The following is a 13,993-nucleotide window of genomic DNA, read 5'->3' as shown; positions in this document are numbered from 1 at the left end:
CCCACGTCCGAAAGCCCGAGCCCCACGGCCACCCAAGGCACGGGGGTTCGGGCCCATCCGGCTCCGGACCCATCCACCCCCACCGGCGACCGAGGCGCGGGGGCAGAGCCCCCGAACACGACCCGCACCACGCAAGATGCGGCAACTTGCCCAGGCCCAGGCGGAGCCCCACAAGAACCCGAGGCCCACGAAACCGGGCACATCCAGCCCCGCCGGCGATTGAGGCGCGGGGGCGCGGGGGCAGAGCCCCCCAACACGACCCGCACCACGCAAGGTGCCGCAACCTGCCCCGGCCCAGACATGGGCGCGGCCCGGCCGGCGAGGCCCCCGCATCCCAACACAGAAGGCCCCTCGCGCGTCGCCACCAGTGCGCGCGAGGGACCCCTGGCGCCGGCGCAGCCACCCGCACCGGCCTGCGCCGCCTCAGCCCGTGGCCGTCACTCCCCGGCCGGCAGCGCGTCCGGACAGCATGGGCCACTTCGCCAGCGCGGCCGTCGCGCCGTACCAGGCCGCCAGCCCCGTCACCACGGCGACCCAGCCGCCCGCCTTCGTCAGCCCGCTGTTCTCCGCGAGCGCCGCGATGCCGAGCAGCACCAGAGCGACCGTGAGGAGCCCGTACAGACCTTGGGTGAACAGCCCCGCGGACGCGGACGCGACCGTGAGAGTCAGGGCGAGCAGGGCCCACAGGAGCATGAAGAGACCCACGGCCTCCGCCGATGTCGGGTCGCCGACCCCGGTCCCCCAGGTGAACCAGAACGCGCCGAGACCGGAGAACGCCGTGCCCGAACCCGCGTTGCCCGCGCGGAATTCGAGCAGTCCGACGATGAACAGGGCGACACCGCCGACCCAGGTGGCGAGCGCGGACGCGTCCGCCGCCGACACGTTGTCGACGACCCCGGTGGTGCCGACGCCGAACGCCAGCAGCGTCAGCCCGAGGGCGAGGTGGCCGAGAGTTGAAGTAGTAGCGCTTCCCGCGGAGACGTCGTTGTCCACGGCGGGCTCCCTTCCTGTCTGTGCAGTTATGGGTGCAGTTGTCTGCGCGATGTGCGTGCCGAGCCCGTGCGAGGTCCGTGCGAGGTCCGTGCGATGCGCGTGCGGCTCCCGGTGGAGCAGCCATGCCCTCGCACTACGGCCCAACGACCGTTATGTACCCTTCACAAGCGCACAATTCACCTCTACGCACGAGTAGATTTCCGTGTACACGACGAAAGTTGACCGCGTATCACCCGCGCGGTCATCCGTGCGGATCCGCACCGTGCCGAAGAGAAGCCCCACCCGTACTGCGGGGAAGCCGGCTCGCACCGAAGGGAAGCTGACCCGGCCGTCAGGGAATGACGACGACGGGCCGCTGTGCCCGCCGCGCCAGCCGTCCGGCCACCGAGCCGAAGATACGGCCGACGATGCCGTGCGTGGAGCCGACGACGATCGCGTCGGCGGAGTACTCCCGCCCGACCTCCTCCAGCTCATGGCAGATGTCGCCACCGCGCTCCACCAGGATCCACGGCACCTCGGTGAGATAGTCCGCGCAGGCCAGCTCCAGACCGAGCACCTCGGTGCGGTGGTCGGGCACGTCGACGAAGACCGGGGGTTCGCACCCGGCCCAGACAGTGGTGGGCAGCCGGTTGGCGACATGCACGATGATCAACCCGGAGCCGGACCGCCGCGCCATGCCGATGGCATAGGCGAGCGCCCGCTCACTGGACGTCGACCCGTCGAAGCCGACGACGACTCCGTGCCGGAAGGCCGGATCGCAGGAATGGCGTGACTCTTCCGCCGCTTGCAGGTCCGACGAATGATCGGCTACCTGCTTGCGGTCCGCGGGTTCTGGGATTTCGTGAGCGGCCATCGGTGTCTCGGCGAAGGAAGTCCTCAGTGGGAGGGGAGAACAGGTGGGCAAACGAAACGGAGCCGTGTCCGGGAATCATCTTCCCTGGCCATACCCGTAAGGGTACGGCGACACTCCTCCTCCTGCCCAGGGCCCACCGCCCCAATCGGGCGTTCCAGGGAGCATGCCCGAGGCCGTGCCGTATGGCAATGCCACTTGGTCCTTACAGCCGTCCGGCGGGGTCCATACGGCCCCTTGCGAGCCGCGGACCTCGATCCCGGCGGGGGGCCGCGATCCGGTCACAGCCCGCGAGGGAGCCGGAGACGCCCGCCCTGATCGCCGTACGGAAAGCTCCTCGGCCACGCCGGAGCACCCCCCGATCGCCCTCCCGGAGCGGCGCCCACGCGTACGGCCGACCACAGCGCCGCACGCGTGCGACCGTGGCACTCCGTGCCGCGGTGACCGGAAGGCTGCGCTTCTCGTCGGCGCCTCGGTCACCCCGACGCCACCCCGGAGCCCCGAGGGAGCCTCCGCGTCCGCGCCGGGGCACCGCTCCGCCGCCGACCCGGCCGGCGACATCGTCGGCTGGGGCGTTCGGCTGTCCGCCCGCCCCCTTCGTCCTTGTCGCGTACGGAACCTCCGCGGGCGGGGCGGCAGCCGCCGCCCTCGGTCTCGCCGCGGTGACGGCCGCACTCCGGGTCCCGCTCCGGCGCTCGGAGCGAACCGTCGCGCGGGCCCGCGCCACCGGGCCGACGGCAGCGGGGAGCCCACAGGGACATCAGAGGCACCGGAGACACCACAGACCGCGGCGACTGCGGCGACTGCGGCGACCGTGAGATCGGAAGGAACAGAAGGAACGGAAGTGGCGCCGACACCGCGCGCCCCACGCGCACAGACGGCTCAGGGGGCGCACGGAGACGCCCGTCACAGCAGGCCGTGTGCTTCCGCGTACCGGCCCATTCGCATGCCGACACCCGTATAATTTCAGCCAACTTCGCGCCACTGCCCCTCCCTTGGGGAAATGGCCTGCCAACCCCCTTGTCAGCAGGCGGGAAAGGGCCAACCGCGTCATCCGCACCCTACGGGGACGGGCCATGCGCGCGAGACGCACTTCCCTGCGAGGCTTGCAGATGGAACGCTTCGTGATCGAATGCTTCGCGCCAAGTTCCCATGCAGACATAGCGGGGCATGCCGAACTTGTCACGTCGGCGCCACGGGACACAGTAGATTCGATCATGGGTATCGAAGGCTCGGGACTCGTGCAACACCGAGGGGAAAAGTGCAGGAGCGAAAGGCCCGAAACGAACGGGGAGACGCGAACACCGAGGGGGGCTTAGCGTCATGAGTCAGGACTCCGCCGCACCGGAGGTAGCACGGAAGCTCTCCGGGCGCCGGCGCCGGGAAGTCGTCGCGGTACTGCTGTTCAGCGGCGGCCCCATCTTTGAGAGTTCCATACCGCTTTCGGTGTTCGGAATCGACCGCCAGGACGCCGGCGTTCCCCGGTACCGATTGCTCGTCTGCGCAGGCGAGGACGGACCGCTGCGGACCACGGGCGGACTCGAACTCACCGCGCCGTACGGCCTGGAGGCCATCGGCCGGGCGGGCACCGTCGTCGTCCCGGCATGGCGGTCCATCACGTCACCGCCACCGCCCGAGGCGCTCGAAGCGCTGCGCCGCGCGCATGAGGAAGGCGCCCGGATAGTCGGACTGTGCACGGGAGCGTTCGTACTCGCCGCGGCCGGTCTGCTCGACGGCCGCCCGGCGACGACGCACTGGATGTACGCGCCGACGCTGGCCAAGCGGTACCCGTCCGTCCATGTGGATCCGCGGGAGCTGTTCGTCGACGACGGCGATGTGCTCACCTCCGCGGGAACGGCGGCCGGAATCGACCTCTGTTTGCATATCGTGCGTACCGATCACGGCACCGAAGCCGCCGGAGCGCTCGCCCGCAGACTGGTCGTCCCGCCGCGGCGCAGTGGCGGACAGGAGCGCTATCTGGACAGGTCTTTACCTGAGGAAATCGGGTCGGACCCGCTGGCCGAGGTCGTCTCGTGGGCGCTGGAGCATCTCCATGAACAGTTCGATGTGGAGACCCTGGCGGCACGGGCGTACATGAGCCGGCGCACCTTTGACCGGCGATTCCGCTCACTGACCGGCAGCGCGCCTCTCCAGTGGCTGATCACCCAGCGGGTGCTTCAGGCACAGCGACTCCTGGAGACCTCCGACTACTCGGTGGACGAGGTCGCGGGCCGCTGCGGCTTCCGCTCGCCCGTCGCGCTGCGCGGGCACTTCCGGCGGCAGCTGGGCTCGTCCCCGGCCGCGTACCGGGCCGCGTACCGGGTACGGCGTCCCCAGGGCGACCCGTCACCGACGTCGGTGGTGGAGTCGGTCGTACCGGCTCAGGCCAGACGCACCTCCGTGCCGGGCGTGCCCGGTCAGCCCGGCGCGCCCGGTCATGCCATCGCACCGTCCGCTCCTCCGGAGCTGGGCAAGCCCGCCGCGGGGGCGTACGCGGCAGGTCACGGGCGGCCTGGCCTGCCCGGCCAGCGGAGCGCGCCATAAAGTAGTCGCATGAACGACCGCATGGTGTGGATCGACTGCGAGATGACCGGGCTCTCGCTGGCGGACGACGCACTCATCGAGGTGGCCGCACTGGTCACCGACTCGGAACTGAATGTGCTCGGCGACGGAGTGGACATCGTGATCCGCCCCCCGGACGCCGCGCTGGAGACGATGCCCGAGGTGGTACGGCAGATGCACACCGCCTCGGGTCTTCTCGACGAACTGGCGGAAGGCACCACGCTCGCCGACGCCGAGGCACAGGTCCTGGCCTATATCCGGGAGCATGTGAAGGAGCCCCGGAAGGCTCCGCTGTGCGGAAACTCGGTGAGCACGGACCGCGGATTCCTGGCCCGGGACATGGCCGCGCTCGAGCAGCATCTGCACTACCGGATCGTCGATGTCTCCTCGGTCAAGGAACTGGCACGCCGCTGGTACCCGAGGGCGTACTTCAACAGTCCGGAGAAGTCCGGCAACCACCGGGCGCTGGCCGACATCCGCGAATCCATCGCGGAGCTGCGCTACTACCGGGAGGCGGTCTTCGTACCGCAGCCCGGCCCGGATTCGGATACGGCGAAGGCGATCGCGGCGAAGCATGTGGTGCCCTCGGGCTGAGCCGGGGTTCCGCTTGAGGTCCCGTGTTGAGCCGGATGGGGTGCGGGAATGGGTGAACGCGAGGTGAGCGTCGTGTCGGCGCGGAAAACCTGGCGCGAGCACCCTCCCGGACCCTGTACACTTTTTCTCGGCCGGTCAGAAAAGTGACCGGTCATGGTGGGTGTAGCTCAGCTGGTAGAGCACCTGGTTGTGGTCCAGGATGCCGCGGGTTCGAGTCCCGTCACTCACCCTTCGGTAAGAGGCCGTCGATCCGCTTCTCGCGGATCGACGGCCTCTCGCGTTGCCCTGATGGCCACGCCGGTGTCCGCACCCGTGGAGGCTCAGCCCCGGATCGCCTGCCGAGGGACACCCGGTGCCGGGCCCGCCGCTCCCTCCGGCCCCGACCGTCGGCCCGCGCCCTTCTCGGCGGGGCGATCAGCCGGGGGCGTGAGCCGGGCGGCGGCTGGGCAGGTGCCCGCGATGCCGCAGCCGGGTGTGCAAGGAGCAGCCGTGGAAGCGGCGGGCGGGTCGCGGCCGACTGGGGTGGTCCGGAGCGTTCGCCCCACCGCCTGAGAGGGACTGAGGGGCCCCGGGAGGTTCCGCTCGGGGCCTGAGAGGACTGAGGGGCCTTTGAGGGGCCTGGGACTCCCGCTCGGGGCTGCGGGGGCCCGAGCGGCCCTGCGCGGAACCCGAGGCGGAGTCCCACGGCGGCCGGCCCGCCGCGCTTCGGCGCACGGGCGGAGACGGAGGAGGAGTCACGCGCCCCGGCCGGTTGTGGGGGGGGACCGACCGGGGCGCGCGGGTGGGGGGTGCGAGAGGGGCTAGGGGGACCTTCTCGCCTTGCGGGTTGAGCCGATGGAACCGGTGGGGCTGATGGAACCGGTAACCGGTGGGGCTAGTCGTAGGCGGCGAACGCCTTGGTGAACGCGAGCGGCTGCTGGTTGATCGAACTGCAGCTCGCGTTGGGGGTGACGGACTGCTCTTCAGGGGAGCATCGTTTGTCCCGGGTCGCGGACCACATCGACAGCCAGCCGATCTTCTTCGTGCGGGCGAAGGCGACCAGTTCCTCGGCGTTCTTGACCGTGAAGACCTCGGACACCACGTCGTTGACGCCGATCATCGGGGTGACGGCGAGACGCTCCCAGGCCGCCGCGTCCGAGAGGCCGTACAGCCCCTTGAGCTGTTCCTGGGTCGCCGTGGCCGCCCGGATGGCGTACTGGCCCATGTCGTCGGTGTAGGTGTCGCCGTAGTCCATCGCCATGATGTTGACCGTGGAGACCCGCACACCGTTCTGCCTGGCCTCGTCCAGCAGTTCGAGACCCTCTCGGGGCAGGCCCCACGGTTTGACGGGAAGGGTGAAGGAGACGTCGAGCCCGGGAAGGGACTGCTGGAGCCGGGCGATCGCCTGGGCGCGGCGGGCGTTGGCGGCCTTGTTCAGCAGTCCCTTTCCCTCGACGTCGAAGTCGATCCGGGTGAGCCCGTAGGCGTCGATGACCTTCCGGTACGCCTTCGTCAGCGCGTCGACCGTGGTGCAGCGCAGGGCCAGTTCGGAGCCCCGGCCGCCGCCGAAGGACACCCTGACGTCACCGCCCTTGGCGCGCAGGGCGCTGATCTGGGCGGCGACGCCGTTCTTGCCGAGCTCGATCCTCCCGCCCCAGAGCGGCACGCAGTCCCGGCCCGCCCGGACGAAGGCGAGGTTGAAGTTCTTGACCCCCGTCTTGGCGGCGGTGTCGAGCATGTCGTACGCCGGGTACTGCGAGACGTCGACGAACGGCGCGTAGCGGGCGGTTGAGGCGGACGGCGGCACCGCGGTGGGGGTCTGTGCGGGGGAGGCGGTCTTCGTCGGGCCGGGCGGAGAGGCCGTGGTCCCGTCCGGGCTCTGGGTCCGGGTGGGGGTCGGCGCGAGGTCGGGGGTGGGCGGCTCCGTGGGGAGTCCGGTGGAGTCCGGGGCAGGGTCCGGTCCGGCGGAGCAGGCGACCTTGTTGATGAGACAGGAGGAGGGGTCGTCCTCCGTGGCCGTGGTGGGGGAGGCGGTGGCGAAGCCGATGGTCACCGATGCTCCGGGAGCGAGGCGACGGTTCTCGTCGGCGGGCTTCACGGTGACGTGGCGGCCGTCGACGGTGTGCTCGCCGTTCCACAGCGACTCGATGGTGGTTCCCGCGGGGAGGTCGAATTCGAGGGTCCAGTCCGACTCGGTCTCACCGGTGTCGTTGGTGATGACGTACTGGCCGCTGTAACCGCCGGCCCAGGCGGCGGTCCTGGTGTAGGTGGCGCCGACGGAGGCGGCCTGGGCGGTGCCCGACAGGGTTAAGGCGGCTCCGCCGGCCACGGCGGAGGCCGCGGCGATCGCGCAGACCGCCTTGGTCCTGCCGCTCGCCCAGCGCCGGTGCGTCGTCCTGCCCATCGCCTGCCTGTCTCTGCGTCATGGAACGTGGAGGGGAAGCCGTGCGGTGTGCTCATTTCGGGTCGGGTGCGAATCGGGGGTGCGGCAGCACGCTAGCGAGCCCGGAGCGGACATGCGCCCCCTTCGGCGAACTGGCCGAGCTTCTTAGGGCGCTCTTAAGGGTTGCATCGGACCGGATTAAATCGGACCGGATTAAACCGACGCCTCGGCCCGCGCCGCACGGCCGACGCCTCGACCGGCGCCGCGCAACGGGCGGCCAACACCTCGACCCGCGCCGCGCGACGGTGCGTCAGATGACGGAATCGTCGTCGTCGCGGGTGCGCCGTCCGGCGGGGATCAGGGTGCGGCGGCGGTCGGATACGCGGTGGCCGCGCCGCCGTTCCTCACGGCCGCCGCCGCGTGGGTCGAGCCCGAGCCAGATCCGTACCTCCGTGCCGCCCAGCACGGAGCTGCCGATCCGTACGTCACCGCCGGTGGACTCGGCGACCCGGCGCACGATGTCCAGACCGAGGCCGGTCGATCCGTCACGGGAGCCGCTGTTGCCTCGGGCCATCGCGGCGGCGGGGTCGGCGATGCCGGGGCCGGCGTCGGAGACCAGGACGATGACCGCGTCACCGCCGTTGTGGACGTCGACCGAGAAGGCCGTGCCCTCGGCCGTGTGGCGGAAGACATTGCCGAGCAGGGCGTCGAGCGCCGCGACCAGGTCGGACCGGGCGACGGGGATGCGTACGGGACGGTCGACTCCCGCGACCCGTACCGTACGGCCCTCGTCCTCCGCGAGCGCGGACCAGAAGGCCATCCGCTCCCGGATCACCTCCGAAGCGTCGCAGCCCACGCCCGTCCCGGCCGCCGTGGTCTGCGGTTTGGCCTCCCGCGCGGTGCGGATGATGGTGTCGACCTCGCGCTCCAGCTGCTCGACGGCGGCCCTGGTCTGGTCGGCGGCGAGGCCCTCGCCCAGGGAGGCCGCGTTCAGCCGCAGCACGGTCAGCGGGGTGCGGAGGCGGTGGGAGAGATCGGCGGCCAGTTCCCGTTCGTTGGCGAGGAGTTGGACCACCTGGTCGGCCATGGCGTTGAAGGCGATGGCGGCGGATCTGAGTTCGGTCGGCCCTTCCTCGGGGACGCGCGCGCCGAGTCTTCCCTCCCCCAGTTCATGGGCCGCGCCCGCGAGCCGCTGGGCGGGCTGGACCATCCGGACCCCGAGCCGGTCGGCGACGGCGACCGAGCCGACGATCAGGGCGAACCCGACGCCGGCGAGCATCAGCCATGCGGTGTTGACTCCGTTGGTCATCTCCGCGTCGGGGACGAACACCTCGACGATCACGATCTGTTCGACGCTGATCGCGGTGGGCTGGAGCAGGGCCGAGCCGCCGGGCACCTTGGCGATGGAGGCGCGGACGAGCCGTTCGACGACGTCACGGTCCGCCTTGGTGGCCCGAGGCTTCCCGATCTCGATGGGAAGGCTGCCCGGTTCGCCGGACGGCGGGATGTGCACCGCCATCCGCCCGGCCACTCCGGCCTGGGTGGACTGCACGGCGCGCTCCAGCGAGCGGCGGTCGACGGTGAGGGAGAGGGTGGGCCCGATGGCGGCGGCCTGACGTTCGGCGTTGGAGAGGGCTCTGTCCCGCGCCATCTCCTTGATCACGAGCCCCAGCGGTACGGCGAAGGCCACCACGACCATCACCGTGACGGCCAGCGAGACCTTGACCAGCGCCCATCTCATCGTTGATGTCCTCGTTGGTGTTCTTAGCGACCAGTGGGGGGTTCGAGCTTCACTCCGACACCGCGGAGCGTGTGCAGATAGCGCGGCTGGGCCGCCGTCTCCCCGAGCTTGCGCCGAAGCCAGCTCAGATGGACGTCAATGGTCTGATCGTCGCCGTAGCTCTGTTGCCAGACCTCGGCGAGCAGTTCCTTGCGGGGTACGACGACACCGGGGCGTCCGGCGAGGAAGGCCAGCAGATCGAATTCACGGCGCGTCAGATCGAGTGACGCGCCGTCGAGTTCGGCCTGCCGGCGCAGTGGATCGATGGAGAGACCGCCGACCTGGATCACTCGGGGAGGTGGGGCTTCCCCGGCCGAAGCCCGCGACCGGCGGAGTACGGCAGACATCCTCGCGGACAGATGCTCCACGGAGAAAGGCTTCGTGAGGTAATCGTCCGCGCCGTCGTTGAGGAGTCGTACGATTTCGGTCTCGTCGTCCCGCGCGGTCGCGATGATCACGGGTACATCGGTGATGCCACGGAGCATCTTCAACGCCTCGGCGCCGTCCAGATCGGGCAGGCCGAGGTCGAGAATGACCACGTCGAAACGGAAATGCGCCACTTCGCGCAACGCCTCCAGGGCCGTGCCGACGCTCCGTACCGTGTGAGTCGCCTCGGTCAGGTGCCGGATGAGCGCGGAGCGCACGAACTGGTCGTCCTCAACCACGAGCACACTTGCCATGGGCGGCACCGTACGCCATGTGGGGGACATCGGTCGCCACCCACCGCACAGCATCGGTCACTCGTCCGGGCCCGCTCCCATATCCGGAGCAGGTGGGTCCCCTCAAGGACATGAAGGGGGTGAGTGGTGCAGTATGGCCCCGATGCGTAGAGGACTTGTACATGCCATGGCGTGGGCGCTGTCCACCGGGGCGGCGGTCACGCTGTCGTGGTGGGGCGTTCACACCGTGATGTCCGGGACCGCTTACGACCGGCCGCGCGCACTGCCGATCAACGCGGACTCTCCGACGATGCAGGGCGCGAAGCCGCAGGTGTCGGCCACCGCCCGGCCGCCCAGCGCCCCGCCGAAGTCGCGCCCGACGAAGTCGTCTGACTCCGTTGGCACTTCGGGCGGTTCGGGCGGGAGAACCGACCGGCCGACATCGACACAGGGAGTCGGCGCCAAGCCCGGCAAGACGGCGAAGCCGACCCCTCCTTCGGCGACCCCGCCGGCCGCGAAGCCCTCGGGGAACGGGAATGTGAAGGGCTACACGGTGGACGGCGGCCGGGTCGTCTTCGACATGGGCCCCACCTCGGCGGAGTTGGCGTCGGCGACGCCCAACGCGGGCTGGCGGATGCAGGTGTGGACGGACACCTACTGGATCCGGGTGGCGTTCATGAAGGACGGCCGCGAGGTCTCGGTGTTCTGCACCTGGAACGGGCATCCGCCGAAGGCCGACTTCTACGAGGGCGACGCGCCGTAGCGACGCCCGGACCGGGTTCCCGACGTGCCGCCGGCGAGCACTTCCGGCGTCCACGTCCAGGGTCCGTCGTTCGGATCAGGCCGGTTCAGGGAGCGGGCACCGGTGACATGCGCCGCGGGGCCGCGCTGGTTGGGGGTCCCCCGGACGGAGTCCGGGGGAGAACCGGGCCCTGAATCAACGAAAGACGGCGGGCGGGGGTGCGGGGGAAGGTCGGGCGCTGGCGTCGGTGACCGGTGCGGCGCCGCCCGTGAAGTCGAGGAGTTCCCTGCCGTGTTCGACGCGGCCGGGATGCGGGTCGCCCGCGACGCGGCGGGTGAGTTCCGCGACCGGCAGGGGGGAGTCCGAGGCGAGGAGCACCGCGTTCCCGAAGCGTCGGCCGCGCAGTACGGCCGGGTCCGCCGTGAGCGCCAGTTCCGGGAAGACGGTCGCGGCGGTGGCGACTTGGGCGCGTAGATGCGCGAGGGGCGGCCCGTCGGCGAGATTCGCCGCGTAGTGCCCGCCGGGTGCCAGTACGCGCCGGACGTCGGCGAGGAACTCCGCGCTGGTGAGATGCGCCGGGGTCCGGGCTCCGCCGAACACGTCCGCTATCACCAGGTCCGCCCAGCCGTCCGGGATCCTGCCGAGCGCCGCGCGGGCGTCGGCGGACCGTATGCGTATTCGGGCGTTCGGGTCCAACGGCAGCCGGGTGCGCACCAGTTGGACGAGCGCCGCGTCCAGTTCGGCGATCTGCTGGGTGGAGCGGGGGCGGGTCGCCGCGATGTACCGGGCGAGGGTGAACGCCCCGCCGCCGAGATGGACGGCCCTGACGGGCATACGGGGTGGGGCGGCGAGGTCGGCGATGTGCCCGAGCCTGCGCTGGTACTCGAAGGACAGATACTCCGGGTCGTCGAGGTCCACATGGGACTGCGGAGCGCCGTCGACGAGCAGCGTCCAGGCGTGGCGGCGGTCGGGGTCCGGGGTCAGCTCGGCGATCCCGCCGTCCACCTGCGCGACCACGGCTTCGGGGGTGTCGGCCCCGCCTCTGCCCCGCCGCTTGCTCTTCGCCATCAGCCCATTATCGGCCGGGGCGGAACGTCTCGCCCGGTGGGGGGCGGGCGAGCGCCCGGCGGGACCTGCTCACGGCGTGAGGCGGGGGTGACGGGCGGTGTCGGCGGCGGGCGGCGGTGTCAGCTGCAGCCGTCCGCGGCTTCGATGAGACGGGCCGCCTCCCCCAGCGCCTCGCGGAGCACCTCCGGGTCGGTGACGCGGTCCGCGTCGTCGGGCGGCAGCAGCCAGCCGCTGCCGCGCACCGGGGGCTCGGCCGGGATGCGGAGTCCTCGGCCCGAGGTCTGCGTACAGGCGCTGCCCGGCATGTCCCAGCCGTCCGCCGTGCCCGGCGGCACGAGGAAGCCGAGGGTGTCGCACGCGCCGTCGTGCAGGACCGGGCCGACGGCCGGGGCGGCGGCCGTACGGCGCAGGATGTCGACGGCTTCGAGGCCCTGGCGGGTGGGAACGGTCACCAGATCGCAGGGTCCGGGACCGGGGTCGGCCGATACGGGGACGCCCGCGGCGGGCGCCGTGAGCGGGGTGCTGATGGGTGGGGTGCTCATGGGTGGGGTGCTGATGGGTGGGGCGGCGACCGGCGACGCCGGTGCCTGCCGTGGGGACGGCCGGGCCGGCGTCCTGGTCGTCTCCGTTGTCGCAGGTGTCCGGGCACCGCCGTTGGCGCTGGTCTCCATGCCGACCTCCAACAAGGGGGATCCCCTCCTCGCTCCTCAGTCAGGGACGCGTACTGCGCCTCCAAGGAGTTCAACGCTCGATTCCGTCAAGGGCTACGGCGTAACACCCCCGCAATGGATGGCAGTTCATGGCAGATCGCGGGAGAGTTATCCCTTTTGTAGCTAAACCTCGTGTGAATGCGCCATCACAGCGGGTACGTTCTTGGTCGCCGAGAACACGGCTGCACCAGGAGAGGGCTCGGCCATGGCGTCGTCGTCACAGGCATCACGGGCAGTTCCCAACCTTGTCTTCCGGCGGCTGCGCGGACCGCGCTCCCCGGGGGAGTTCGCCGCGGCGGTGAGAAAGGCCGCGCGGGAGATCGGCGAGAAGGTCTCGTGCGACGCCCGGTACATCGGGCGGGTGGAGGCAGGCGAGATCCGCTGCCCGAACTACGCGTACGAGCGGGTTTTCCTGCATATGTTCCCCGGTCTGGCACTGACGGACCTGGGGTTCACGGCGCGGGAGCGAGTACGGGGCGGGGGGCGGGGCCGGGGGGCCGTACCGCCCCCCGCTTCGAAGGCGCTCGGCATCACTGACGGCGACGGCGACGAGGAGAGCGACGTGTTGCGTCGCGCATTCATGACGGGCGGCTCCGCCGCGGTGGCGACCGCTTCCCTGGGGAGCGGGCTGGGTTCCCTGCTGAGCGCCGGGCCCGGTTCCGGTTCCGGTTCCGGCTCCCCGGCCGATCCGCCGCGCGGCTCCGTGCCCGCGCGGCGCCGGGTCGGCGAGAACGAGGTGGCGGCCGTGGAGGAGGCGGTACGGCGGATCCGGCTGCTCGACGACCGGCATGGCGCGGACGGGCTGTACCGGTTGGCCGCACAGCCGCTGCGGGCGGCGTACGCGCTCCTCGACTCGGGCGTCACGGCTCATCGCGCGACGTCGGAACGGCTCCACTCCGGGGCGGGTGAACTCGCCATCTCCGTCGGCTGGCTGGCGCATGACTCCGGCCGGGTGCAGGACGCCCGCTCGCACTATGCCGAGGCGCTGGCGACCGCGCGGGTCTCCGGTGATCCGGCGCTGGAGGCGCACGCCTTCTCCAACGCGTCCTTCCTCGCGCGGGACACCGGCCGGCACCGGGAGGCGGTCCGCGCGGCGCAGGCGGCCCAGCGCGCGGCGCGTGACCTCGGGTCCCCGCGGCAGCTGGCGCTGCTGTCGCTGCGGGAGGCCGGAGGGTGGGCGGGGCTCGGGGACCGTACGGGGTGCGAGCAGTCGCTGGGCCGGGCGCACGCGTACTTCGGCAAGGGCGCGGCGGACGCGGATCCGGAGTGGATGTCCTTCTTCGGCGAGCCCGAGCTGGAGTTTCTTCAGGCCCAGTGCTGGGTGACCCTCCGCGAGTGGCCCCGCGCCACCCGCCACGCCCGCCGTGCGGCGACCCTTCAGGACCGCCGCTTCACCCGCAACCTCGCGCTGTACCACGCCGAACTCATGACGTCCCTCGCTCATGGCGGCGTCCCCGACGAGGCGGCCTCCGCGGGCCAGCGGGTGCTGGATCTGCTGGAAGGGGTCCGGTCCTCCCGTATCCAGTCGATGCTGGCGTCAGCGGCCCGGGTTCTGGAGAGGCACAGGGAGGTGGCGGGGGTGGCGGAGTTCCTGTCGCGGCGGGGGAAGTCGGCGGGCCGGGCGTAGCGGATCGGATCGGCTCCGCCGTCGCTTGAGGCGCGGGGGGTCGGGG

Annotated in this window: 11 protein-coding genes and 1 tRNA gene; 5 read left to right on the top strand and 7 right to left on the bottom strand. The window is 71.4% G+C overall.

Going from position 1 to position 13,993, the window contains the following annotated elements; all coding sequences use genetic code 11:
• Positions 1-423 precede the first annotated feature (423 nt).
• The gene (locus ACWEFL_RS14405; protein ID WP_451711529.1) at positions 424-993 is read right to left on the bottom strand and encodes an acetate uptake transporter; all 570 of its coding nucleotides are present in this window, start codon (positions 991-993) and stop codon (positions 424-426) included.
• A 331-nt stretch (positions 994-1,324) separates the two neighbouring features.
• A complete protein-coding gene (locus ACWEFL_RS14400; RefSeq protein WP_451711527.1) occupies positions 1,325-1,846 on the bottom strand; it encodes a universal stress protein in 522 nt (173 codons plus the stop codon).
• Between the two features lie 1,320 nt (positions 1,847-3,166).
• Here ACWEFL_RS14400 and ACWEFL_RS14395 point away from each other — a divergent pair.
• The 3 genes from ACWEFL_RS14395 to ACWEFL_RS14385 all read left to right on the top strand — a co-directional run bounded on the left by ACWEFL_RS14395 (position 3,167) and on the right by ACWEFL_RS14385 (position 5,228).
• Entirely contained in the window at positions 3,167-4,387 is a 1,221-nt protein-coding gene (locus ACWEFL_RS14395; RefSeq protein ID WP_451711524.1) for a helix-turn-helix domain-containing protein, read from the top strand.
• 9 nt (positions 4,388-4,396) lie between these two features.
• Positions 4,397-4,999 (top strand): oligoribonuclease, encoded by a 603-nt coding sequence (gene orn / locus ACWEFL_RS14390; RefSeq protein WP_451711521.1) that lies wholly within the window; start codon positions 4,397-4,399, stop codon positions 4,997-4,999.
• Positions 5,000-5,155: 156 nt separating this feature from the next.
• Positions 5,156-5,228 (top strand) — tRNA-His (locus ACWEFL_RS14385).
• A 645-nt stretch (positions 5,229-5,873) separates the two neighbouring features.
• On the opposite strand, the gene ACWEFL_RS14380 is transcribed toward ACWEFL_RS14385, so the two are convergent.
• From ACWEFL_RS14380 to ACWEFL_RS14370, 3 genes are all read right to left on the bottom strand, one after another.
• Entirely contained in the window at positions 5,874-7,382 is a 1,509-nt protein-coding gene (locus ACWEFL_RS14380) for a cellulose binding domain-containing protein (RefSeq protein WP_451711520.1), read from the bottom strand.
• 289 nt (positions 7,383-7,671) lie between these two features.
• Positions 7,672-9,102 (bottom strand): sensor histidine kinase, encoded by a 1,431-nt coding sequence (locus ACWEFL_RS14375; RefSeq protein WP_451711517.1) that lies wholly within the window; start codon positions 9,100-9,102, stop codon positions 7,672-7,674.
• A 23-nt stretch (positions 9,103-9,125) separates the two neighbouring features.
• Complete coding sequence (locus tag ACWEFL_RS14370; protein ID WP_451711514.1) at positions 9,126-9,821, bottom strand: response regulator transcription factor; 696 nt, start codon at positions 9,819-9,821, stop codon at positions 9,126-9,128.
• Between the two features lie 133 nt (positions 9,822-9,954).
• Here ACWEFL_RS14370 and ACWEFL_RS14365 point away from each other — a divergent pair, with 133 nt between their 5' ends.
• Positions 9,955-10,563 carry a hypothetical protein gene (locus tag ACWEFL_RS14365; protein ID WP_451711511.1) on the top strand — a complete coding sequence of 203 codons (609 nt, stop codon included), beginning with the start codon at positions 9,955-9,957 and terminating at the stop codon, positions 10,561-10,563.
• A 174-nt stretch (positions 10,564-10,737) separates the two neighbouring features.
• Here ACWEFL_RS14365 and ACWEFL_RS14360 read toward each other — a convergent pair whose 3' ends face one another.
• Both ACWEFL_RS14360 and ACWEFL_RS14355 read right to left on the bottom strand, forming a co-directional pair.
• Positions 10,738-11,610 (bottom strand): spermidine synthase, encoded by an 873-nt coding sequence (locus tag ACWEFL_RS14360; protein WP_451711510.1) that lies wholly within the window; start codon positions 11,608-11,610, stop codon positions 10,738-10,740.
• Between the two features lie 119 nt (positions 11,611-11,729).
• The gene (locus ACWEFL_RS14355; protein WP_451711645.1) at positions 11,730-12,293 is read right to left on the bottom strand and encodes a hypothetical protein; all 564 of its coding nucleotides are present in this window, start codon (positions 12,291-12,293) and stop codon (positions 11,730-11,732) included.
• A 232-nt stretch (positions 12,294-12,525) separates the two neighbouring features.
• Between ACWEFL_RS14355 and ACWEFL_RS14350 the strand changes: the two genes are divergently transcribed.
• The gene (locus ACWEFL_RS14350) at positions 12,526-13,947 is read left to right on the top strand and encodes a tetratricopeptide repeat protein (RefSeq protein WP_451711508.1); all 1,422 of its coding nucleotides are present in this window, start codon (positions 12,526-12,528) and stop codon (positions 13,945-13,947) included.
• Positions 13,948-13,993 lie beyond the last annotated feature (46 nt).

This window comes from Streptomyces sp. NPDC004838 (genome assembly GCF_053600955.1).
Note: the sequence above shows the minus strand (reverse complement) of the source record. Positions and strands in the feature narration are given on the sequence as shown.